The sequence below is a fragment of the Pseudonocardia sp. 73-21 genome, assembly GCF_001899645.1.
GTDB lineage: Bacteria > Actinomycetota > Actinomycetes > Mycobacteriales > Pseudonocardiaceae > Pseudonocardia.
The window spans coordinates 54,912-76,675 of the sequence record NZ_MKVV01000048.1; the positions used below are offsets into that span (position 1 = coordinate 54,912).

The following is a 21,764-nucleotide window of genomic DNA, read 5'->3' on the forward strand; positions in this document are numbered from 1 at the left end:
CTCAGCCGAGCAGCGCCGGGCCCGACCGCTCCCCGCGCCACAGATCGGGGCGCCGCCGCCGCAGGGCGTCGGCGATCGGGAGCGGCTCGCCCACGCTCACGATGAGCGGCACCCGCCACGCCTCGCCGTGGCCGAGCCGCAGGTACCGCGCCATCTCGGGATGGCGGCGGACCGCCTCGGTGCCGGTGGGCACCAGCTCCACCGAGACGGTCACCGCCACGACGCCGGGCGGGACGTTCCCGAGGGGGTTGGCGCGGAACCGCCGGGCGATCCGCTGCCGTTCCCGGTCGTTGCGGACCAGTCCGACCCCGGCCAGCTCGGTCCACGCCACCCGCCACTCCGGACGGCGCCCGCCGCGCTCGAGCCGGACCCCCTCGTGGTCGATCACCAGCCGGCGGGTGCGCAGCACCCCCGGAAGAGCCACGAGGCAGAGGAGGAACACGACGGCCAGCACCCCGCCGATCACCCCGATCGGGACGGATCGGCTGGTGCAGGCCCCGTACCCGGCCGACGCGGCCAGCACGCCGACCACGAGCAGCGCACCGAGGAACGGCACCCGTGGGGCCCTGCGCAGGTCGACGACCGTCGGTGGCACGCCCTCGACGCTAGCGGGCGCCACCCCTCCCGCGTGGGGCTTTCACGACATCGGTGTGCAGCGCTGCCGCCACTCGCTCGGCGACATCCCGTACGCCCCGCGGAAGGCCCGGCTGAAGGTCGCCAGGTCGGTGAACCCCCAGCGCCGGGAGACGTCGGTGATCGAGCCGCGCGGGTCGAGCAGCTCGCGGCGGCAGCGCTCCAGGCGCAGGCGCTGGATCTGCTGCGCGACCGTGCCGCCGCGGTGGGCGAACAGGCGGTGCAGGTGGCGGGTGGAGACGAAGTGCGCGGCGGCGATGCTCGTCGGGCACAGGTCCGGGTCGGCCAGGCGCTCCAGGATGTGGGCGTCGATGCGGCGCAGCAGGTCGTCCGCGGCCCGCGCGGGCGCGGCGGGGCTGACCCGCTCGCCCGCGACGGTGGTGACCAGTTCGGCGACCTCGTCCGCGAGCCGCACCCCGCCGGCGGCGCTCAGCTCGGGCGGGCTGGTCACGAGGTCGCGCAGCATGCGGCCGACGATGGCGCCCAGCCCGTCGCCGCCGCTGAGCGCGCGGGCCGTGAGCAGCTGCGACGCACCCGCGTCGAGGGCGATGCTGGCGCGCGGCCACGTGAAGACCAGCAGCTCCCAGTCGCCCTGCAGCCCCCAGAAGAACGGCCGGTCGGTCTCGTAGACGGCGAAGTCACCGGGGCGCAGCACGGCCTCACGGCCGTCCTGCGCGACGGTGGCGGCGCCGCGGGCGATCAGTCCGACCTGCAGGTAGACGTCGCTGTCGCGGCGGGCCAGGCCCGGGGTGCGGCTGCAGCCCTGCGTGCCCGACTCGACCGACGCGACCGTGAGGTGCCCGAGGTCGCTGGTGCGCACCGAGCCGGCGAACGTCCGGTCCCGGTCGGCGTGGATGTCCAGCGCCACGAAGTTGTCCCGGATGAGGTCGCGCCAGACGTCCAGACGGTCGGTCGTCGCAGGTGAGCTCATGGGCGCCTCGGCTGCTCGGGGGTGTTCCGAGGCTAGGAGTGCACCGCGGTGCGCGTCAACGCACACGCACATGTGTCACCGAGCGACAACAGCGTGGTCACACAGGGCCAACCCGAGCGGCCGTCCGCGCAGCACGATGCTGCGATGACCGCACTCGACGACATCCCCGTCACCGACGTCACGACCACGACGGTGCGGGCCGCGTGCCCGCACGACTGTCCGGACACCTGCGCCATGCTCGTCACCGTGACCGACGGCAAGGCCACCGAGGTCCGGGGCGACCCCGACCACCCCTTCACCAAGGGCGGCCTCTGCGTCAAGGTCAACAACTACCAGGAGAAGGTCTACAACCCCGACCGCGTCCTGTACCCGATGCGCCGCACCGGCCCCAAGGGCAGCGGGCAGTTCGAACGCATCAGCTGGGACACCGCGCTGGACACGATCGCCGACCGCTGGCGCACCGAGATCGCCGCGCACGGCCCCGAGACGCTCATGCCGGTGAGCTACCTGGGCACCCAGGGCATCCTCAACGGCCTCAACGTCGGCGACCCGTTCATGAACAAGATCGGGGCGACGATCTCCGAGCGCACCTACTGCGACTCGGGCGCGTGCACCGCCTACACGATGACGATCGGCGCGACGGCGGGCGTCGACCCGGAGAGCCTCGTGCACTCCCGCTACATCATCATCTGGGCCTGCAACATGCTCTCGACGAACCTGCACCTGTGGCCCTTCGTCGCCGAGGCGCAGAAGCGCGGCGCGAAGGTCGTGGTCATCGACCCGATGCGCCACCGCACCGCCAAGCGCGCCGACTGGCACATCCCGATCCGCCCGGGCACCGACGGCGCGCTCGCCCTGGCGATGATGCACGTGATCATCAACGAGGGTCTCACCGACGAGGACTACGTCCGCGACCACACCGTCGGCTACGAGGAGCTCGTCGAGCGCGTCCAGGAGCACACGCCGGAGTGGGCGTCGGAGCAGACGGGCATCCCCGCCGACGACATCCGCACCCTCGCCCGCGAGTACGCCACCTCGTCGCCGTCGATGATCCGGATCGGCGTCGCCATCGAGCGCCACGCCGGCGGCGGCCAGACCGTCCGCTCGATCGCCTGCCTGCCCGCGCTGGTCGGGGCCTGGAAGGAGGTCGGCGGCGGGCTGCTGCAGCTACCGCTGTGGGCGCACCCGGTGAACTGGGGCGCGCACATGCACCCCGAGCTCCAGACGCCGGGCACCCGCGTGGTCAACCAGTACCTGCTCGGCCGCGCGCTGAACGGCGAGATGGAGCTCGACCCGCCCATCAACGCGCTGATGGTCTACAACTCCAACCCGCTCGTCGTCTGTCCGGAGCAGGACAAGATGGCCGAGGGGCTGGCGCGGGAGGACCTGTTCACCGTGGTCAGCGACCACGTCCTGACCGACACCGCGCGCTACGCCGACATCGTGCTGCCGGCGACGACCCAGCTCGAGCACAAGGACATCATGTTCAGCTGGGGCCACTTCTACATCACGCTCAACACCCCGGCCGTCGAGCCGCTGGGGGAGGCGATCCCCAACACCGAGCTGTTCCGCAGGCTCGCCGCGCGCATGGGTTTCACCGAGCCCTGCTTCACGCGCACCGACGACGAGATGATGGCCGAGGCCTACGACTGGGACGCCCCCGCGATGGAGGGCATCACCCTGGAGTCGCTGCGCGAGACCGGCTGGGCGCGGCTCAACCTCCCCGGCCCCGACGAGTACGCCCCGCACGCCGAGGGCAACTTCCCGACCCCGTCGGGCAAGACCGAGTTCAAGTCGTCGATCGCCAACAACTTCGTGGTGCCCCTGTTCCGGCAGGGCTGCGACGAGTTCCAGCCCGGTGACGCCGTCGACCCGGTGCCCCACTACATCCCGCCGCGCGAGACCGCCGACTCCGGCTACCGGCTCAACCTCATCTCGCCGAAGTCGCACGCCTACGTCAACTCCAGCGCGGGCGACCAGGACAAGCAGAAGCGCGTCCAGGGCGAGCAGACGGTGATCCTGCACCCGCAGGACGCCGAGGAGCGCGGTATCGTCGCCGGGCGCTACGTGCGCGTCTACAACGACCGCGGGCAGTACGTCGCGCTCGCCGAGATCAGCGACGACATCGCGCCGGGCGTGGCGATGTCGCCGATGGGGGCGTGGCGCAAGAACGCGAAGGACCAGTCCACGGTCAACGCCGTGAACCCCTTCCGGTTCGCCGACCTCGGCAACGCGCCGACGTTCTCCGACACGCGCGTCGAGGTCGAGGCCATCTGATGGCGCCCTCGGTCGGTACCGCGACGGCCATGTGGCGGGCCGCGTTCGGCTCGTCCGTGCTGGGTAGCGAGTGCGTCCCGATCACGGACGCGGCCGGGCGGGTGACGGCCGGGCCGGTGCGCGCCCGGCTGTCCGCCCCCGCCGTGCCGTGCGCGGCGATGGACGGGATCGCGGTACTGGCCGGGGACACCCTCTCGTCGGTGGTCGGGGCGGGCCGCTTCGACGTCGTCGACACCGGCGACCCGCTGCCCCCGGGCCGCGACGCCGTGGTCATGCGCGAGCACCTGCGCCGACGCCCGGACGGGTCGGTCCACCTGCGGGAACCCGCCCGGAGCGGGCAGCACGTCCGGCAGGTCGGCGAGTCGGTGCTGGCCGGCGAGGAGCTCGTCCCGGCCGGGCGCGTGCTGCGCCCGGCCGACCTGGCCGCCGCGGCCGCGGGCGGGCTCCCCGCGCTCGACGTCCGCAGGCGGCCGGTGGTCACGATCGTCCCCACCGGTGACGAGGTGCGCCCGCTGGGCACCGACCTCGCGCCCGGGGAGCTGCTCGACACCAACTCGCTCATGCTGGCCGCGACATTGCGGTCACTCGGGTGCGTCGTGCGGGTCACCGCGATCCAGCCCGACGAGCCCGCCCTCATCGCGGCGGCCGTCCGGGACGCGGACGCCGATCTCGTGCTCGTGCTGGCCGGCTCCAGCGCCGGCCGCGACGACCACACGGCGCACGTCATCCGGAGCCTGGGCACCGTCGTGGTGCAGGGCGTGGCCGTGCGGCCCGCACACCCGGTGCTGCTCGGGGTGCTCCACACGGGCGTGCCGGTGATCGGGGTGCCCGGCTATCCGGTGTCGGCGGCGCTGGCCGTGGAGCTGTTCGCCGTCCCGCTGCTGGCCGACCTGCAGGGACGTCGTCTGGACCCGCCCCGGCCCGTCCCGGCCCGGTTGCGCAGCGCCGTCCCGAGCCGGGCCGAGTGCGAGGAGTACGTCCTGCTCACCCTGCACGAGGACGGGTCGGCGGAACCCCTCGCCCGCGGCGCCGGGGCCCAGACCGCCCTCGCCCGCGCCGACGCCGTGCTGCGCATCGACGCCGGCTCGGCCGGGTTCGACGCCGGCGAACGGGTGATGGCGCATCTGACCGACGCCCCGGGATGGGCCGGAACACCAGAGGTCAGGACGCTGCGCCGGGTCACCGCGGTGTGAATCCGCTCCCAGCATGCGGACGGCGATGGATTTGCTGACCGGACAGGTGGCACGCTGAACCCATGCCCGCGCTGATGCTGCGACTGGTGGCCCGCCGCCACGTCGACCTGAACCGCGTCAGCAGCGCGCTCTGTCGGCAGCCCTAGCTTCCGCGCCGACCCCGAACCACCACCACCCGGCGCCGGGCCCTGCCGCGCCGCGGCACGCCCGTGCCGCATGTCCGGAGGCCCTGACTTGCCCCCCACCACCACTCCCGGCAAGCGCAAGCGCGGCGAAGGCCAGTGGAAGCTCGGCCACCGCGAGCCGCTGAACCCCAACGAGCGCACCAAGAAGGACGACGACGGGCTCAACGTCCGCGCGCGGATCGAGACCGTCTACGCCGAGGGCGGCTTCGACTCCATCGACCCCGCCGACCTGCGCGGCCGCATGCGCTGGTGGGGCCTCTACACGCAGCGCCGCCCCGGCATCGACGGCGGCCGCACCGCGGCACTGGAGCCCGAGGAGCTCGACGACTCCTACTTCATGCTCCGCGTCCGGCTCGACGGCGGCGCGCTCACCACCGAGCAGCTGCGTGCGCTGGGGGAGATCAGCCAGACCTACGCCCGCGACACCGCCGACATCACCGACCGGCAGAACATCCAGTACCACTGGATCGACATCGCCGACATGCCCGCGATCTGGGCGAAGCTCGAGGGCCTGGGCATGATCACCACCGAGGCCTGCGGCGACACCCCGCGTGTCATCCTCGGCTCGCCGGTCGCCGGCGTCTCGGCCGACGAGAAGATCGACCCGAGTCCGGCGATGGACGAGATCATCGCCACGTACATCGGCAACCCGGCGTTCTCGAACCTGCCGCGGAAGTTCAAGACCGCGATCTCGTGGCAGCAGGACATCGCCCACGAGATCAACGACGTGTCGTTCATCGGGTCCGAGCACCCCGAGCACGGCCCCGGCTTCGACGTCTGGGTCGGTGGCGGCCTGTCCACCAACCCGAAGATCGCCGTGCGCCTCGGCGCCTGGGTGCCGCTCGACGAGGTGGCGGGAGTGTGGGCCGGAATCGTCTCGGTCTTCCGCGACTACGGCTACCGCCGCCTGCGCCACCGCGCCCGCATCAAGTTCCTCGTGGCCGACTGGGGCGTGGAGGAGTTCCGGCGCGTGCTGGAGGAGGAGTACCTCGGGCGCAGGCTCGTCGACGGCCCCGCGCCGGAGACGCCCGCCGTCCCGATCGACCACATCGGGGTCCACAAGCAGAAGGACGGCCTCAACTACGTCGGTGCCGCCCCCGCGTCCGGCCGCGTCTCGGGCACCACGCTCGTCGCGCTCGCCGACGCCGCGGAGCGGGCCGGCTCGCAGCGCGTGAGGCTCACCCCGCAGCAGAAGCTCGTGGTGCTCGACGTCCACGACCGCAAGGTCGCCGCCCTGACCCGGGACCTGGACGCGCTCGGCCTGCAGGTCGACCCGTCCCCGTGGCGGCGCTCCACCATGGCGTGCACGGGCATCGAGTTCTGCAAGCTCGCGATCGTCGAGACGAAGGAGCGGGCGATCCGGCTGGTCGAGGAGCTGGAGAAACGGCTCGCCGACGTCACGCCGGACACCCCGATCTCCATCCACCTCAACGGCTGCCCCAACTCCTGCGCCCGCACGCAGGTCGCCGACATCGGGCTCAAGGGCCAGATCGTCACCGACGCCGAGGGCAACCAGGTGGAGGGCTTCCAGGTGCACCTGGGCGGCGGACTGGGCCTCGACGCCGGGTTCGGGCGCAAGCTGCGCGGCCTCAAGGTCACCAGCGACGAGCTCGGCGACTACGTCGAGCGCGTCGTGCGCCGCTTCACCGAGCAACGCGAGGACGGCGAGCGGTTCGCCCAGTGGGTGCTGCGGGCGGACGAGGACTCACTGAAGTGAGCGGCTCCGCCGCCCGTGCGCGCGCCGTGCCCTTCTACTGCCCGTACTGCGGGGACGAGGACCTGCGCCCCGCCGAGGCCGCGCACGGGGCCTGGTACTGCGGCTCGTGCCTGCGGACGTTCACCGTGAAGATGATCGGGATCGGAGTTCCTTCATGAGTGTCACCACCGAAGTCGATCTCCGCGCCGTCGCCCTGCGCGGTGCCGCGGACCTGGGCCCGGACGCCACGGCCCAGCAGCTGCTCGCCTGGGCCGCCGAGACGTTCGGCGACCGGCTGATCGTCGCCTCCAACATGCAGGACGCGGTGCTCGTCGACCTGGCGGCGAAGGCCAGCCCGGGCGTCGAGATCCTGTTCCTGGAGACCGGCTACCACTTCGCCGAGACCATCGGCACCCGCGACGCCGTCGAGCACACCTACGACGTGCGGATCGTCAACGCGCAGACGTCCCTGTCGGTGGCCGAGCAGGACGCGCAGTTCGGCAAGGACCTCTGGGCCCGCGACCCGAACCAGTGCTGCGCGATGCGCAAGGTCGCCCCGCTGCAGGACACCCTGGCGGGTTACGACGCCTGGGTCACCGGCGTGCGCCGCGTCGAGGCCCCCACCCGGGCGAACACCCCTCTGATCACCTACGACGAGAAGTTCGAGCTCGTCAAGATCAACCCGATCGCCGCCTGGAGCGACGAGGACATGGACGCCTACATCCGCGAGCGGGGCGTGCTGGTCAACCCGCTGGTCGACGCGGGCTACCCGTCGATCGGCTGCGCCCCCTGCACCGCGAAGCCCGCCCCCGGAGCCGACCCGCGCAGCGGCCGCTGGGCCGGCACGGGCAAGATCGAATGCGGGCTGCACGTCCAGTGAGCGCACCTGTTCTCGACGCCCTCGAGGCCCTCGAATCCGAGTCCATCCACATCTTCCGCGAGGTCGCCGGCGAGTTCGACCGCCCGGTGATCCTGTTCTCCGGCGGCAAGGACTCCACGCTGCTGGTGCACCTGGCCGTCAAGGCGTTCGCGCCCGCGCCGGTGCCGTTCCCGCTGCTGCACGTCGACACCGGGCACAACTACTCCGAAGTCATCGACTTCCGGGACTCGCTGGTCGCGCGCCTCGGCCTCCGCCTGGAGGTCGCGAACGTCCAGGACTGGATCGACGACGGTCGCCTCACCGAACGCCCGGACGGCACGCGCAACCCGCTGCAGACCGTCCCGCTGCTCGACTCCATCGTCGAGGGCAGATACGACGCCGTGTTCGGCGGCGGCCGCCGCGACGAGGAGCGCGCCCGGGCCAAGGAGCGGATCCTCTCGCTGCGTGACGCGTTCGGCCGCTGGGACCCCCGCAGCCAGCGCCCCGAGCTGTGGAATCTCTACAACGGCCGCCACGCCCCCGGTGAGCACGTGCGCGTGTTCCCGATCTCCAACTGGACCGAGCTCGACGTCTGGCGCTACATCCAGCGCGAGAACATCGAGCTGCCCTCGATCTACTACTCCCACCAGCGCGAGGTCTTCCAGCGCGACGGGATGTGGCTGGCCGAGGGCCCGTGGGGCGGCGCACGCGGCACCGAGACGCTCGAGCTCAGGACGGTCCGCTACCGCACGGTCGGCGACGGCTCGTGCACCGGAGCCATCGAGTCGTCGGCCAGCACGCTCGACGAGATCATCGCCGAGGTCACGGCGTCGCGGTTGACCGAGCGCGGGGCCACCCGCGCCGACGACCGCCTGTCGGAGGCCGCCATGGAAGACCGCAAGCGCGAGGGGTATTTCTAAGTGAAGGATCTGCTGCGCTTCGCCACCGCCGGCTCCGTCGACGACGGCAAGTCCACGCTCGTCGGGCGCCTGCTCTACGACACCAAGTCGGTGCTCGCCGACCAGATCGAGGCCGTGCAGCGCGCGTCGGTGGACAAGGACTCCCCCGACCTGTCGCTGCTGGTCGACGGCCTGCGCGCCGAGCGCGAGCAGGGCATCACCATCGACGTGGCCTACCGCTACTTCTCCACCCCCACGCGCGAGTTCGTCCTCGCCGACACCCCCGGGCACGTCCAGTACACGCGCAACACCGTCACCGGCGCGTCCACCGCGGAGCTGGCCGTGCTCCTCGTCGACGCCCGGCACGGCGTGGTCGAGCAGACCCGCCGCCACGCCGCCGTCCTCGCGCTGCTGCGCGTCCCGCGGCTGGTGCTGTGCATCAACAAGATCGACCTCGTGGGCTACGACCAGGCCGAGCTCGAAGCCATCGGCAAGGACTTCGCCGGGCTGGCCCGGTCGCTGGGGTTCTCCGACGACGCCGTGGTGACGATCCCCGTCTCGGCACTGGTCGGGGACAACGTCGTCGACCGCTCCGAGCACACCCCCTGGTACGACGGCCCCACCCTGCTCGGGCACCTGGAGTCGGTGCCGGTCACCCCGCCCGAGGCGGGCGCGCCGTTCCGGATGCCGGTCCAGTACGTGATCCGGCCGCCGCGCGGTATCGATGCCCGCTCCGCTGACGCTCCGCGGAGCGACTACCGCGGTTACGCCGGGCAGGTGGCGTCGGGCACCGTCCGTCCCGGCGACGAGGTCGTGGTCCTCCCGGGCGGCACCCGCACGACCGTGGAGAGCGTCGACACCGCCGACGGCCCGCTCGACACCGCCGGCGCCGGCCGCAGCATCACGATCCTGCTCGCCGACGACATCGACATCTCCCGTGGCGACGTCCTCGCCTCCGCCGCCCAGCCGCCGACCGTCACGAACGAGCTGGACGCCACGCTGTGCTGGCTGTCGGACAAGCCCCTGCGTCCCGGCGCGCGGCTGCTGCTCAAGCACGGCACCCGCACCACGCAGGTGATCGTCGGCGCGCTGGGCGACCGCCTGGACACCGACACGGTGGCCTACGTCGACGCCCCGCAGACCTTGACGATCAACGACATCGCCCGCGTCAGCCTGCGCACCGCCGACCCCCTCCCGGTGGACGACTACGCCGACATCCGGGCGACGGGCAGCTTCCTGCTGATCGACCCGCCGACGGGCAACACCCTGGCCGCCGGCCTGGTGGGCAGCCCCCTGACCCTGGCCCCGTAACACCGCGAGTCGGGGTCTGCGTGCGACCGGGTCGCGCTGCTGATGCGACGGCAGCGGGTCGAGCCGCCGACCCGACCACTCGTGGAGAGCCGGGTCACGCGCCGAGCCCGTCCATCCGCAAACCCGGCTCTGAGCTGGCCATGATCAGAGGTCCGTACATTTGCTCCGTATCCCGGGGAGCGGACAGCCACTTGTACAACGCCCCGCGGGTACCGACGATGGAACAGTGGACCCGATGACGCGCACCGACGACGCCCTGCGTCGTCCCCGTGCCAGCGCACCGGCTCCCCTCGTCATCGATCTCGAGCGCTTCTGGCCGTCCCGTCGTGGCCACGCGTTCGACGAGTTCTGTCGCTGACCCAGCCGCTCCACCCCCGCCGTGCCCCACGCCGGCCCCGTCAGCGATGCCGCGCGCCCCGACGCGCACAGCCGAAGGACCACTCCACCCACCATGCGCTTGCCCCGTCTCCTCACCGCCCTCACCGCCGTCGTCGCGTTCGGGGCCCTCGCCTCCTGCTCGCGCGCCGCGGAGAGCACCGCCGCCGCTCCCGCCGCGACCACCCCCGCCGCCGAGCTGCGCCTCGCCTACTTCCCCAACATCACCCACGCGCCCGCCCTGATCGGCGTGGACAAGGGCTTCTTCGCCGCCGAGCTGGGCAGCACCAAGCTCACCACCCAGACGTTCAACGCCGGCGGCGACGAGATCGCGGCCATCCTCGGCGGCTCGATCGACGCCGGCTTCATCGGCTCCAGCCCCGCGATCAACGGGTTCGCCAAGTCCAAGGGCGCGGACGTGCGGCTCATCGCCGGCGCCACCTCGGGCGGTGCGCAGCTCGTGGTCTCCCCCGACATCACCTCGCCCGCACAGCTCAAGGGCACGATCATCGCCACCCCGCAGAAGGGCAACACGCAGGACGTCGCGCTCAAGAAGTGGCTCCGGGACAACAACCTGGAGCAGGGCACCGGCCCCGACGAGGTGACGGTGCAGAACCTCGACAACCCGCGCACGCTCGACCTCTTCAGGACCAAGCAGCTCGCCGGCGGCTGGCTGCCCGAGCCGTGGAGCTCGCAGCTGGTGAACGCGGGCGCGAAGGTGCTCGTCGACGAGAAGACCCTGTGGCCGAACGGGCAGTTCCCCTCCACGGTGCTGATCGTCCGCACGCAGTACCTGCAGGAGCACCCCGACACCGTCGCGGCCCTGCTCCGCGGTGAGCAGAAGGCCGTCGACCTCGCCACCTCCGACCCGGCCGCGGCGAAGACCGTCACGAACGACGCGATCAAGAAGATCACGAACGCCACGCTCCCCGCCGCCGTGCTCGACCGGGCGTTCTCGGAGCTCACGTTCACGCTCGACCCGCTGGCCGCCCGGTTCCCGCAGCTGTCGAAGGACAGCGTCACGGCGGGGGTGACCACGACGGAGACCGACCTGAAGGGCTTCGTCGACGTGACCCAGCTCAACAGCGTGCTCCAGGCAGCAGGCAAGCCCGCGGTGGACGCCGCGGGTCTCGACAAGGCCCAGGGATAAACAGATGACCGCCACCATCGAACGCACCGTGCAGACCGCCGCCGTCGACCTGCGGGGCGTCGGCAAGACGTTCGGCACCGGCGCGGGAGCCGTCACGGCGCTGCACGGCATCGACCTGCAGGTGCGCCCCGGCGAGTTCGTCTGCCTGCTGGGGGCGTCGGGCTGCGGCAAGTCGACGCTGCTCAACGTGGTGGCGGGGCTCGAGGAGGCCACCACGGGCACGGTAGAGCTGCGCACCACGCGCCCGTCGTTCATGTTCCAGGAGGCCGCCCTGCTGCCGTGGCTCACCGCGGGCCGCAACGTCGAGCTGCCGCTGCAGCTCGCGGGACTGGGCCGGCAGGCCCGCCGGGACCGCGCCGACCAGCTGCTCGAGCTCGTCCGCCTCGACGGGCTGGGCCCGAAGCGGCCCCACGAGCTCTCGGGCGGCATGCGTCAGCGCGTGTCGCTGGCCCGTGCGCTCGCGGCGGCCACGAGCAGCGGGGACGGGGACGGCCTGCTGCTCATGGACGAGCCGTTCGCCGCGCTCGACGCCATCACCCGTGACGTGCTGCAGGGCGAGCTGCTGCGCGTCTGGGAGGCCACCGGCACCACGATCATCTTCGTCACCCACGACGTGCGCGAGGCCGTGCGACTGGCCCAGCGCGTGGTGCTGCTGTCGTCGCGGCCCGGCACGATCGTCGGCGAGTGGGACGACGTGCAGGACGGCGGCCCGCAGCTCTACGACGACATCACGGCCCGGCTCCGACAGGTGATCACCAGCCATGCCGCCTGAGGTCGACATCCGCAAGGACGGACCCCGGGCCGACGACTCCGCCGCCGCGGTAGCCGGCCTCGACGCGCTCGACACGCCCACGGTCGTCGCCACGCCCTGGTGGCGGCGCGCGATCGTCACGGGGCTGCCGCCGATCGTCGCGCTGCTGTTGTTCGTCGCGGTCTGGCAGCTCGTCTGGGCGTCGGCGATCACCAGCGAGTTCAAGGTCCCGCAGCCGCTGAGCGTGTGGGACGCGTTCGCGGAGATCGTCGTCGACGGGAGCGTGTGGAGCATCCTCTGGACGTCGATCAGCCGGGCGTTCATCGGGTTCGCCATCGCGCTGCTGATCGCCACACCGCTGGGCCTGCTCGTGGCCAAGGTGAAGGTCGTGCGGGCGGCCATCGGGCCCCTGCTCTCGGGCCTGCAGAGCCTGCCGTCCGTGGCCTGGGTGCCCGCGGCGATCCTGTGGTTCGGGCTCACCGACGCCACGATCTACTTCGTGGTGCTCGCCGGCTCGATCCCGTCGATCGCCAACGGCCTGGTGGCCGGCATCGACCAGATCCCGCCGATCCTGCCCCGCGTCGGCCAGGTGCTCGGCGCGAGCGGGCTGCGCAGCGCGCGGCACATCCTGCTGCCCGCCTCCCTGCCCGGCTACATCGCGGGATGCAAGCAGGGCTGGGCGTTCTCGTGGCGCTCGCTGATGGCGGCGGAGATCATCGCCGCCGGGCCGTTGCTGGGGTTCGGACTGGGCGCCTACCTCAAGAACGGCAGCGACCTGTCCGACATGCCCAGCGTGATCGCCGCGATCTTCCTCATCCTGATCGTCGGCATCGGTATCGAGCTACTGGTGTTCCGCCCCATCGAACGGCGGGTGCTCCGGGCCCGCGGTCTGGCACTCGGCGTCTAGCTACTTCGACCTGAAGAAGTCCTGAGTGGGTAGGCGTTTGACCTGCGGAAATGTCCGCGCGCCTCCCCCAGTGGGGCCTGGTTTGACGCGAGAATGGTCTCGTATCCGCTGTGAGCTGGGGAAACGAGGCGAGATGCTGCGGACGCGTGCTCCCGGGGTGAGCTTGTGGGAGGCGGGTGCTGCCCGAGGAGGTCCTGCGGCTGCCCGAGGAGCTGGCCCGGGTGGACGCACTGCTGGACGATCCGGTGTTCTTCGCCCCGTTTGTGCCGTTCTTCGATCCGCGGGTGGGTCGGCCGTCGACGCCGATGGAGGTCTATCTGCAGTTGATGTTCTTGAAGTTCCGCTACCGGCTGGGTTACGAGACGCTGTGTCGCGAGGTGGCCGACTCGATCACGTGGCGGCGGTTCTGTCGGATCTCGATCGATGGGCGGGTGCCGCACCCGACGACGTTGATGAAGCTCACCACCCGTTGCGGCACCGCCGCGGTCGACGGGTGCAACGAGGCGCTGCTGGCCAAGGCGGTCCGTCGGATCGGCGCGGCCGGACGTCGGGTGCAGGCCGCGGGCGGCGCTGTCCGGACCCGGGTGCGGGATCGCAGCCGCTCGGCTGGTGCCCGCGCGCGGGCGATCGGAGCGAAGCTGCGGCTGCGCACCGCGGAGGGTCGCGACGATGCCCAGGCCGTGGTGCGGCGGATTACCGGTGAGCTGGCCGGGCTGGCCGAACGCGCCGCGACCGAGGCCGAGCTGCTGCTCGCGAACGCCCGCCGGGCGCTGCGCCGCGCCCAGGTCAAGGCAGCTGAGCTGGCCGCGACCGGTGGCAGTGACCCTGCCGCGGGGCGGCGGCGGGGCCGGCTGCGCCGCGCGGTGAACGACCTGACCGAGCTACTCGAGGCGACCCGGCGGATCGCCGCCCAGACTCGCCAACGGCTGTCCGGGACGACCCCGCCCGGCCCACCCGGCGGGTCAGTCTGCATGACCCGGACGCCCGCCCGATCGCGAAGGGCCGCCTGGGCCGGCCCGTCGAGTTCGGCTACCAGGGCCAGGTCGTCGACAACGACGACGGCGTCGTGCTCGACCACACCGTCGAACGGGGCAACCCCGCTGACGCGCCGCAACTTGCACCCGCGGTCGGTCGGGTCATCCGCCGCACCCGCCGTCGCCCGCGCACGGTCACCGCCGACCGCGGCTACGGCGAAGCCGCCGTGGAGAACGACCTGCACGACCTCGGGGTCCGCACAGTGGTGATCCCGCGCAAGGGCCGACCCGGCAAAGGCCGCCAAGCCCACGAGCACCGCCGAGCGTTCCGCCGAACGGTCAAGTGGCGAACCGGGAGCGAGGCCCGAATCAGCACCCTCAAACGGCAGTACGGGTGGGATCGGACGCGTCTCGATGACCTCGAAGGGGCCCGGATCTGGGCCGGACAAGGCGTCCTGGCCCACAACCTGGTCAAGATCGCGGCCATCGCGGGCTGATCAACCGCCCGACGGAGATCAACACCTCCTGCGGTGTTCATTCCAGCGAGCTGCACCAGCGCCAGCGGTCTATTTCAGGTCGAAGTAGCTAGGGCGACAGCAGGGGCAGCCTGCGGTGACGGGCCGGGTCAGGCCGCCGAGGCCCGCTCCGCCCCGCGCGGCAGGCTCTGCAGCACCGCGCGGGCAACGGCGTCGTTGTAGCGCAGGCTCTGCGCGTTCATGCCGGGCCGGGTGAACGCGCCCGCGACCGTGACGCTGGTGTGCGGGCCGATCGCGAACCGCCGCGGGTGCACCCGGCCCCCGGCGTCGACCACGGCGCCGTCGGCCGGACGCACCAGGATCTGCCCGGTGTTGCGCAGGACCGTGCCGTCGGCGTCGACGATCACGTCCTCGGACAGCGCGCCGTCGCGCATCAGCGAGGCGACCAGCGGGTCGACGCTGCGGGCCGCACTCATGTCGGGCAGACGCGCGTCCACCAGCACCGTGGACGTGACGGGCGGGGCGCCGTCGAGCGCGGCGCTCCCGGCCCGGAACTCCCCCTCGCCGATCTCCACCCACATGCCCGGGCCGAGGAACTGCACGTAGCCCGCGCGGGACAGCGCGAGCAGCTGCCGCACCCGGAACCCGGGCGGGCCGCTCGCGACGGAGTTGAAGAAGCCCTGCCACCAGCCCATGTCGGTGGCCCGGGACCGGTTCGAGAGCGTGAGTCGCCCGGTCTCGCCGTAGACCGACAGCATCGCGACGAACGCGCCGAGGTACGGGGTGTGGCGCTCGTCGACGTGGCGGTGCAGGTCGAGCGCGATGCGGTCGCGCACCAGCGGCTGCAGGTCCTCCAGGCTGGCGGCGGCCAGTCCCTCGAATGGGCGGTCGAGCGCGGTGAAGTCGATGCGGTCGCCGGCGTCGGGCACGGTCCCGGCGATGAGCGCGTCCATGGCGGGCGAGTCCCAGTCGAGCGCGGCGAACCGGTCGGCGAACTCCTCCCACGACGTCGTGACCAGGTCGGGATGGCCCACGAACAGCTCGTGGTACCAGCCCCAGGCGATCTCCTTGGCCATCAGCGGCCAGGCGTCGCGACGCAGGTCGACCGGCGTGGCCAGCGCGTCGGTGGCGTCGGGGCCGAAGAACCGCGGCAGCGGCGGGCGGCCGCCCTTGAGCTGGTAGTGGGTCTTGGAGTGGTAGGGCGCGCCGCGCGGCGAGCCGGCCACCAGCCGCGGTTCCTGCCCCGACGCGACGTACCGCAGCCCGTCGCCGTCGGGCTCGAAGCGCCCGCCTCGGCCCTCGAACAGCAGCACCACGAGGTCGACGAACGCCAGCCCGAGCCCGCGGGCGATCACGGTCTCGCCGGGGGCGATCACCGAGAGGTCGGAGTCGGTGGTCTGTTCCGGTGGCAGGTAGCGCAGGCCCCGCTCGGCGGCCCGGGCGACCAGCGCCAGCTCGTCGTCGGTGGGGGTGGCGTCGAGGTGACCGGACGCGAGCACCACGGTGTCGACGCGCAGCGGCGCCCCCTCGGCGAGGTGCAGGATCTGCGTGGCGCCGTCCTCGGTGAGGCCGGTGGCCCGGGTGCGGTGGACGTGCACGCGGATGCCGTCGGGCAGGCCTGCGATGACGTGACGCAGCACCCAGCCGAGGTACGCGCTCTGCAGCCGCCGGCTCGGGAACGTGGATGCGGTGACCCTGCTCAGCTCGTCGCGCAGCTCCGGATCGACCTCGGGGCCGGTCTGCACCCAGTCCCAGAACGACGGCCCCGGGCGCACCGGCCCGTCACAGATCACGGACTCGTCGGTGAACATCGTGACGTCGGCGGCCATCGAGTTCATCGCCAGCAGCGGCGACTGCTCGTGGCGCCAGATCCGACCGGCGCCGGCCGGGTAGGGGTCGACGAGGTGGACGTCGAGGCCTCCGGGCAGCAGGTCGGGGGCACTGGCACCGAGGCGTTCCAGGATGCCGGTGCCGCGCGGGCCTGCGCCGACGATCGCGATGGCGTTCATGGGTTCCTCTCGGGGGGACGGGGCGGTGTCGGCCCGGTCCTCAGAGGTCCGCGTGCGTGCGGCAGAGGTCCACGTGCCTGCGCCACACGAGAGAGGTCGCCACGCCTCGACTGTAGGTGGGGACGGGCGAGGTGGCCACCGATACCGGGCAGGGTCACGCGGCGGCGATCGGCCACCACCGCACGTCACCGGCCCGGCGAGGACGCTGCGGTGCGACCGTCGCCGATCACCGGGCGGCGACGTCCACCAGCGTCGCGAGGGCGCGGGCCACCCCCGGCTCCGCGTCGTCGATCACGTCACGCCGGATCTCCAGCATCAGCGACGCCACCCGCTCCTCGGCCCGGAAGTGGGCCAGGGGCACGTAGGTGCCCGCGAACGGGGTGTTCAGCTCCACCGTCCCCAGTGGGGAGAAGGCCTCTCGCGCCGCCTCGACCAGCCACGACGGGGTGTGGAACGCGTCGGTACCGAGGCAGATCGCCGGGCGGGGGCCCTCGGCGTGCAGCTCGTAGGGCAGGGGCTCGCGGGGGTAGGAGTGGACGTCGAGCAGGACGGCGCGGCCGGTCACCGCCAGCCGGCCCCGGACGGCCGCTTCCACAGCGGCTCCCCACGGCCGGTAGAACGCGGCCAGCAGCTCCTCGACGTGGGCCCCGTCGTCCGCCCGGATCCGCTGCCCCCGCGTGCCGTGGGTGTACACCGCCGCCATCCCGACCGCGGCCATCTCCTCCCGCTCGTCGGGGAACCGCTCGGGGTCGACCACGAACCGTGACACGCGGTTGACCAGTGCGAACGGGCGCACGGCAGCGAGGTCGGCCGCGGCCAGGGCGACCGCGTCGGTGCGGTGGTCGGTGAGCGCGGCGATCTCCGCGGCCAGCTCGGCGTCGGAGAGCAGCAGGTGCGGGCGCACCCACGCGGGCACGGCGGTGCCGGCGTGCGGCGCGTGCAGCAGCACCGGGCTGCGCCGATCACCGGACATCGGCCCATCCTGCCGTCCTCGCAGACCGCACGTCCTGCGCACAGGGTCGGTGGGGCCTGCGCGGAGCACACGGGATCTGCGCGGACCGGAATGCCGCCGGGTGGCCGCGCGGTTGTGGAGGGCGTGACCGTTCGGGTTCCGCTGGTGGGCCGCGCCCACGTCGACCTCGGACGGGTGTGGTCTGCCGCGTGTCCGGGGTCCTGCCGCCGCTGACCGCCCCCTCCCGGAAGGACCACCCCATGCCCGTCGAGTTCCTCGGCATCGGCGCCACCAACAACGGCTCCGAGACCGAGCCCCGCACCGGCCCCGCGTTCGACCGCGACTACACGCTCGCGCTGGCCAGGGCCCACGAGGACACCGGCTGGGACCGCGTCCTCACCGCCTACGGCTCCGGCAGCCCCGACCCCGCCCAGGCCGCGGCGCTGATCGCCTGCAACACCGACCGCCTGCAGCTGCTGCTGGCCCACCGCCCCAACGTCTCCTACCCGACGTTCGCGGCGAAGACGGTGGCCACGCTCGACCAGATCTCCGGCGGGCGCCTCACGCTGCACGTCATCACCGGCGGCAACGACCACGAGCAGCAGCGCGAGGGCGACACCCTGCCCAAGGACCAGCGCTACGCCCGCACCCGCGAGGCCATCCAGATCTACAAGAAGGCGTGGACGGAGCGCGAGCCGTTCGACTTCCACGGCGAGCACTACGACTTCAGCGACTTCGTCCTCGACGTGGAGCCGGCCCAGAAGCCGAGGCCGAAGGTCTCGTTCGGCGGGTCGTCGAAGGCGGCGTACGAGGTGGGGGCCGAGGAGGCCGACATCTACGCGCTGTGGGGCGAGCCGCTGGCCGGCACGGCCGAGCAGATCGCCACGATCACCGAGCTCGCGGCCGCCGCGGGCCGGCCGGCGCCGACGTTCCAGGTGGCGTTCCGGCCCATCCTCGGGAAGACGGAGGAGGAGGCGTGGGAGAAGGCCTACGCCACCGTCGCGCGCATCCAGGACCGCACGAAGGGCGGCCAGCAGCTGACCCGCCGCCACAAGCTGACCGACCCCGAGAACGCCGGCTCGCAGCGACTGCTCGCGGTCGCCGCCCAGGGCGAGCGCCACGACCGGGCACTGTGGACGGTCACGGCGCAGGCCACCGGCGGCGCAGGCAACTCCACGGCCCTCGTCGGCACGCCGGAGACCGTGGCCGCCGCGCTCGTGGACTACTACGACCTCGGCGTGCGCATCCTGTCCGCGCGCGGTTACGACCTGCTGGAGGACGCGAAGGAGTTCGGCCGCGAGGTGATCCCGCTGGTGCGCCAGGAGGTCGCGCGGCGCGACGCAGAGTCTTCGTCCGTGCCCGCCTGACGGTTCGGCCCCCGTGCGCCATCCCACGTGGGATGGCGCCGAGGGGCCGGATGCAGTTGACTCTGCAACCGTGACGATCGATCCGGGTCTCGTGCGCCGCCTGCACGTCGACCTGCTGCTCATCTGCGCCGTCTGTCGCTGATCCGATCCGTCCCCCCGCCGCACCGTCGGCACTTCCGCACGCCCTCGCTCTGCAGACCCTCACCAGGAGAACAGCCATGCCCCTCGTCAACTTCGCCGTCAGTGGTGCCGGAACCGGCGTGGCGCAGACCGTCGCCGTCAAGGGCGCCGACTACGTCATCGAGACCGACGCCTACGAGGCCTTCGGCGGCGCCGACAAGCACCCCAGCCCGCTGGCGTTCACCCTCGCCTCGCTCAGCTCCTGCAACCAGGTGACGTCGTCGATCGTCGCCAAGGAGCTCGGCATCACGATCGGCGCCGTGAAGTTCGACGTGGCCGCCGACTTCGACCCCACCGTGATGACCACCGGCAAGGGCACCGCCGACGCCACGTTCCAGAACCTGCGGATCACGGCGGAGATCACCACCGACGCCACCCCGGAGCAGTTCGCCACCCTGCGCGACGAGACCGCCCGCCGCTGCCCGGTGAGCGTCCTGTTCGCCCGCGCCGGCGTGAAGATCACCAACGACTGGACGCAGGTCGAGCCCAGCTGAGCCCTCGAGGGGTCGTGCGCGGAAATCAGGGCCCTGGCGCTGATTTCCGCGCACGGGCGCGTCAGCGCAGCACCGCCTGCGTCTGGGTCACCCGCCCCACCAGCTTCCCCGCCGCGTCGCGCAGCTCGGTGTCCACCACGATCACCGTGCGGCCGGCGTTGAGCGGGCGCGCCACCGCCTCGACGTGCCCCTCCCGGACGCCGCGCAGGAAGTTCGTGGCCGACGAGATGGTGGCCGTGCCCGTCGCGCCGTCGGGCAGGTTCAGGTAGGCGCACAGCCCGCCGGCGGCGTCGGCCAGCCCCATCAGCGCCCCGCCGTGGAGCATCCCGCCGGCGGTGCAGCGCGTGGCGTCCCAGGCCAGCCGCAGCCGCACCTCGTCGGCCGCCGCCGCGTCCACGGTCGCTCCGAGCAGCGCCGTGAAGGGCATGGCGGCGTGCAGTTCCTCGTCGTTCATGGGGGCCACCCTGGTCCGCCACGGGCGAACGGGCCATGACCTCGCGGGTAATGCGGACCGATCATGCGCCGGTTCGGCGCCCATGGACCGACGCTGTTCAGCCTCCCGGAGCAGGCGTTCTCGTGAGGTGGCCGTCGACGTGCTCATGGATGAGGTCGACGAGCAGGTCGGGCCGGTCGATCGCGGCGAAGGCGGCGCAGTCGGGCAGCGTCACCAGGCGGGCGCCGGGGATGTCGGCGGCCAGCCGCTCGCCGAGGCGGCGCGGGAACGCGCGGTCGTCCTCGCCCCACGCGACGAGCACCGGACGCGGGAAGTCGCGGTTGGCCTCGGCCGCCGCGAGCGTGTGGCGGGCGTGCATGTGGCGCAGGACGGCGCGCAGGTCGCGGCGCACCCCGGCCGTGCGCAGCGGCGCGGTCCATCGGCGCAGCACGGTGTCGTCGACGCCGCGGTGGGTGAGCAGCCGCAGGTTCGCGAGCCTGCGCGCGACACCGAGCCGGGCGCTCTGGCCCGTCAGCCACAGCGCACCGGGCAGCCGCAAGGGCGGCACCAGCCAGCCGAAGCTGCTCGGCGGGAACGCGTCGTAGGCGTCGCAGGCGGTGAGCACGACGTGGTCGACGCGGTCGCGGTGCTGCGCCATCAGGATCTGGGTGAGCGCGCCACCCGTGTCCACGCCGACGACGTGCACGCGCGGCACGTCGAGCGCGTCGAGCACCTCCACGAGCAGCCGGGCGAGCCCGGGCGGGCTCAGGTCGGCACCCTCCCGCAGCGGCACTCCGTGGGCCCCGAGCGGGAGCTCCGGGATGAGGCAGCGGTGGCCGCGGGCGACGAGCAGCGGGGCGAGCGCCGCGTAGAAGTCGGGGTCGGTGAGCAGCGCGTGGACCAGCAGCACGGGGGTGCCCGAACCTCCGGTGTCGATCAGCCGGACCTGTCCGTGGGGGGTGTCGACGGTGCGGAGCGTGGACGTCGTGGCGATGGCCATGGGCCCTCCTTGAATCTCGGCTCAACAAGCAGCCTAGCGGCTGTTGAAGATCTGCTCAACAAGGAACTCGCTACCGTGACACCCATGGCACCCGGGCGACGCATGACGGCGGAGAACCGCCGCGCCCACCTCCTCGACGCCGCGGCGGACCTGGCCGCCGGCCGCGACCTGGCCACGCTGTCGGTGCAGGAGATCGCGACCCACGCCGGCGTGTCGGAGGGCCTGCTCTACCACTACTTCCCCACCAAGCAGGCTCTGCTCGTCGCGGCCGTGCGGCGCGCGGCCGACGCCATGCTGGCCGCGCTGGACGCCGTGCCGGTGGGGCCGCCCTCGCTGGCGCTGGCCGCCGGGCTGGCCGCGTACCTCGACCACGTCCGGGCCGACCCGACCGGATGGCGCTCGCTGCTGCAGGCCCGGTCCGGCGAGCTGGAGGGCATCGCCGCCGCGGTGGACGAGCACTCGCGCCGGCTCGTGCTGGCCGCGTTCGGCGTGGAGGCGCCGTCGCCCGCGCTGACCCTGATGCTCGACGGGTGGCTCGCGTTCGAGAAGCAGGCCTGCCTCACCTGGCTCGACCACCCGGAGATCCCCCGCGACGCGGTCGCCGACCTGCTGGGCTCCACGTTCGACCGCGCGCTGGAGGCCACCGCGCGCCACGACGACCAGACCCGCGAGGTGCGCGAGCGCCTGTACGCCGGTTCGTGACGGGATACGG

21 protein-coding genes and 1 pseudogene are annotated in these 21,764 nt (G+C 72.7%); 16 read left to right on the top strand and 6 right to left on the bottom strand.

From position 1 onward, the window contains the following. Nucleotide 1: 1 nt before the first annotated feature. Together BGP03_RS15755 and BGP03_RS15760 are read right to left on the bottom strand one after the other, a co-directional pair. The gene (locus BGP03_RS15755) at nt 2-595 is read right to left on the bottom strand and encodes a hypothetical protein (RefSeq protein ID WP_298797561.1); all 594 of its coding nucleotides are present in this window, start codon (nt 593-595) and stop codon (nt 2-4) included. A gap of 42 nt (nt 596-637) precedes the next feature. Further along, entirely contained in the window at nt 638-1,564 is a 927-nt protein-coding gene (locus BGP03_RS15760; RefSeq protein ID WP_296370805.1) for a helix-turn-helix domain-containing protein, read from the bottom strand. 144 nt (nt 1,565-1,708) lie between these two features. Here BGP03_RS15760 and BGP03_RS15765 point away from each other — a divergent pair, with 144 nt between their 5' ends. From BGP03_RS15765 to BGP03_RS15820, 13 genes and pseudogenes are all read left to right on the top strand, one after another. Further along, nucleotides 1,709-3,841 carry a molybdopterin-dependent oxidoreductase gene (locus BGP03_RS15765; protein WP_298797559.1) on the top strand — a complete coding sequence of 711 codons (2,133 nt, stop codon included), beginning with the start codon at nt 1,709-1,711 and terminating at the stop codon, nt 3,839-3,841. Further along, nucleotides 3,841-5,034, top strand: coding sequence for a molybdopterin-binding protein (locus BGP03_RS15770; protein ID WP_298797557.1), 1,194 nt, complete (start codon nt 3,841-3,843; stop codon nt 5,032-5,034). Before BGP03_RS15765 ends, BGP03_RS15770 begins: the two co-directional genes overlap by 1 nt. A gap of 74 nt (nt 5,035-5,108) precedes the next feature. Continuing rightward, nucleotides 5,109-5,180 carry a putative leader peptide gene (locus BGP03_RS35930; protein ID WP_363093868.1) on the top strand — a complete coding sequence of 24 codons (72 nt, stop codon included), beginning with the start codon at nt 5,109-5,111 and terminating at the stop codon, nt 5,178-5,180. 70 nt (nt 5,181-5,250) lie between these two features. Then, the gene (locus BGP03_RS15775; protein ID WP_296370808.1) at nt 5,251-6,936 is read left to right on the top strand and encodes a nitrite/sulfite reductase; all 1,686 of its coding nucleotides are present in this window, start codon (nt 5,251-5,253) and stop codon (nt 6,934-6,936) included. Beyond that, entirely contained in the window at nt 6,933-7,094 is a 162-nt protein-coding gene (locus BGP03_RS15780) for an Insertion element protein (protein WP_296370809.1), read from the top strand. The genes BGP03_RS15775 and BGP03_RS15780 overlap by 4 nt, the downstream gene beginning before the upstream one ends. Then, nucleotides 7,091-7,795: a phosphoadenylyl-sulfate reductase gene (locus BGP03_RS15785; RefSeq protein WP_296370810.1), complete on the top strand. Its 705-nt coding sequence runs from the start codon at nt 7,091-7,093 to the stop codon at nt 7,793-7,795. The genes BGP03_RS15780 and BGP03_RS15785 overlap by 4 nt, the downstream gene beginning before the upstream one ends. Then, nucleotides 7,774-8,694, top strand: a complete 921-nt coding sequence (cysD, locus tag BGP03_RS15790; RefSeq protein ID WP_296370811.1) for a sulfate adenylyltransferase subunit CysD — start codon at nt 7,774-7,776, stop codon at nt 8,692-8,694. The genes BGP03_RS15785 and cysD overlap by 22 nt, the downstream gene beginning before the upstream one ends. Further along, nucleotides 8,695-9,984, top strand: a complete 1,290-nt coding sequence (locus BGP03_RS15795) for a GTP-binding protein (RefSeq protein WP_296370812.1) — start codon at nt 8,695-8,697, stop codon at nt 9,982-9,984. Nucleotides 9,985-10,219: 235 nt separating this feature from the next. Continuing rightward, complete coding sequence (locus tag BGP03_RS15800) at nt 10,220-10,342, top strand: hypothetical protein (protein ID WP_296370813.1); 123 nt, start codon at nt 10,220-10,222, stop codon at nt 10,340-10,342. Nucleotides 10,343-10,435: 93 nt separating this feature from the next. Further along, nucleotides 10,436-11,509, top strand: a complete 1,074-nt coding sequence (locus BGP03_RS15805; protein WP_296370814.1) for an ABC transporter substrate-binding protein — start codon at nt 10,436-10,438, stop codon at nt 11,507-11,509. Between the two features lie 4 nt (nt 11,510-11,513). Further along, complete coding sequence (locus BGP03_RS15810) at nt 11,514-12,281, top strand: ABC transporter ATP-binding protein (protein ID WP_296370815.1); 768 nt, start codon at nt 11,514-11,516, stop codon at nt 12,279-12,281. Then, nucleotides 12,271-13,167 carry an ABC transporter permease gene (locus BGP03_RS15815; protein ID WP_296370816.1) on the top strand — a complete coding sequence of 299 codons (897 nt, stop codon included), beginning with the start codon at nt 12,271-12,273 and terminating at the stop codon, nt 13,165-13,167. Before BGP03_RS15810 ends, BGP03_RS15815 begins: the two co-directional genes overlap by 11 nt. 133 nt (nt 13,168-13,300) lie before the next feature. Then, nucleotides 13,301-14,638: pseudogene (locus tag BGP03_RS15820) on the top strand (transposase). A 128-nt stretch (nt 14,639-14,766) separates the two neighbouring features. On the opposite strand, the gene BGP03_RS15825 reads toward BGP03_RS15820, so the two are convergent. Both BGP03_RS15825 and BGP03_RS15830 read right to left on the bottom strand, forming a co-directional pair. Beyond that, on the bottom strand, nt 14,767-16,626 hold the full coding sequence (locus tag BGP03_RS15825; RefSeq protein ID WP_296370817.1) for an FAD/NAD(P)-binding protein: 1,860 nt from the start codon (nt 16,624-16,626) through the stop codon (nt 14,767-14,769). A 226-nt stretch (nt 16,627-16,852) separates the two neighbouring features. After that, nucleotides 16,853-17,599, bottom strand: a complete 747-nt coding sequence (locus tag BGP03_RS15830) for an N-formylglutamate amidohydrolase (RefSeq protein ID WP_298797550.1) — start codon at nt 17,597-17,599, stop codon at nt 16,853-16,855. Between the two features lie 239 nt (nt 17,600-17,838). Here BGP03_RS15830 and BGP03_RS15835 point away from each other — a divergent pair, with 239 nt between their 5' ends. Continuing rightward, nucleotides 17,839-18,945, top strand: a complete 1,107-nt coding sequence (locus BGP03_RS15835) for an LLM class flavin-dependent oxidoreductase (RefSeq protein WP_298797548.1) — start codon at nt 17,839-17,841, stop codon at nt 18,943-18,945. 218 nt (nt 18,946-19,163) lie between these two features. After that, nucleotides 19,164-19,619 carry an OsmC family protein gene (locus tag BGP03_RS15840; RefSeq protein WP_296370820.1) on the top strand — a complete coding sequence of 152 codons (456 nt, stop codon included), beginning with the start codon at nt 19,164-19,166 and terminating at the stop codon, nt 19,617-19,619. 61 nt (nt 19,620-19,680) lie between these two features. Here BGP03_RS15840 and BGP03_RS15845 read toward each other — a convergent pair whose 3' ends face one another. After that, nucleotides 19,681-20,073, bottom strand: coding sequence for a PaaI family thioesterase (locus BGP03_RS15845; protein ID WP_296370821.1), 393 nt, complete (start codon nt 20,071-20,073; stop codon nt 19,681-19,683). Nucleotides 20,074-20,170: 97 nt separating this feature from the next. After that, nucleotides 20,171-21,052: an alpha/beta fold hydrolase gene (locus tag BGP03_RS15850; RefSeq protein ID WP_298797545.1), complete on the bottom strand. Its 882-nt coding sequence runs from the start codon at nt 21,050-21,052 to the stop codon at nt 20,171-20,173. An 84-nt stretch (nt 21,053-21,136) separates the two neighbouring features. Between BGP03_RS15850 and BGP03_RS15855 the strand changes: the two genes are divergently transcribed. Beyond that, nucleotides 21,137-21,754 (top strand): TetR/AcrR family transcriptional regulator, encoded by a 618-nt coding sequence (locus tag BGP03_RS15855; protein ID WP_296370823.1) that lies wholly within the window; start codon nt 21,137-21,139, stop codon nt 21,752-21,754. Nucleotides 21,755-21,764 lie beyond the last annotated feature (10 nt).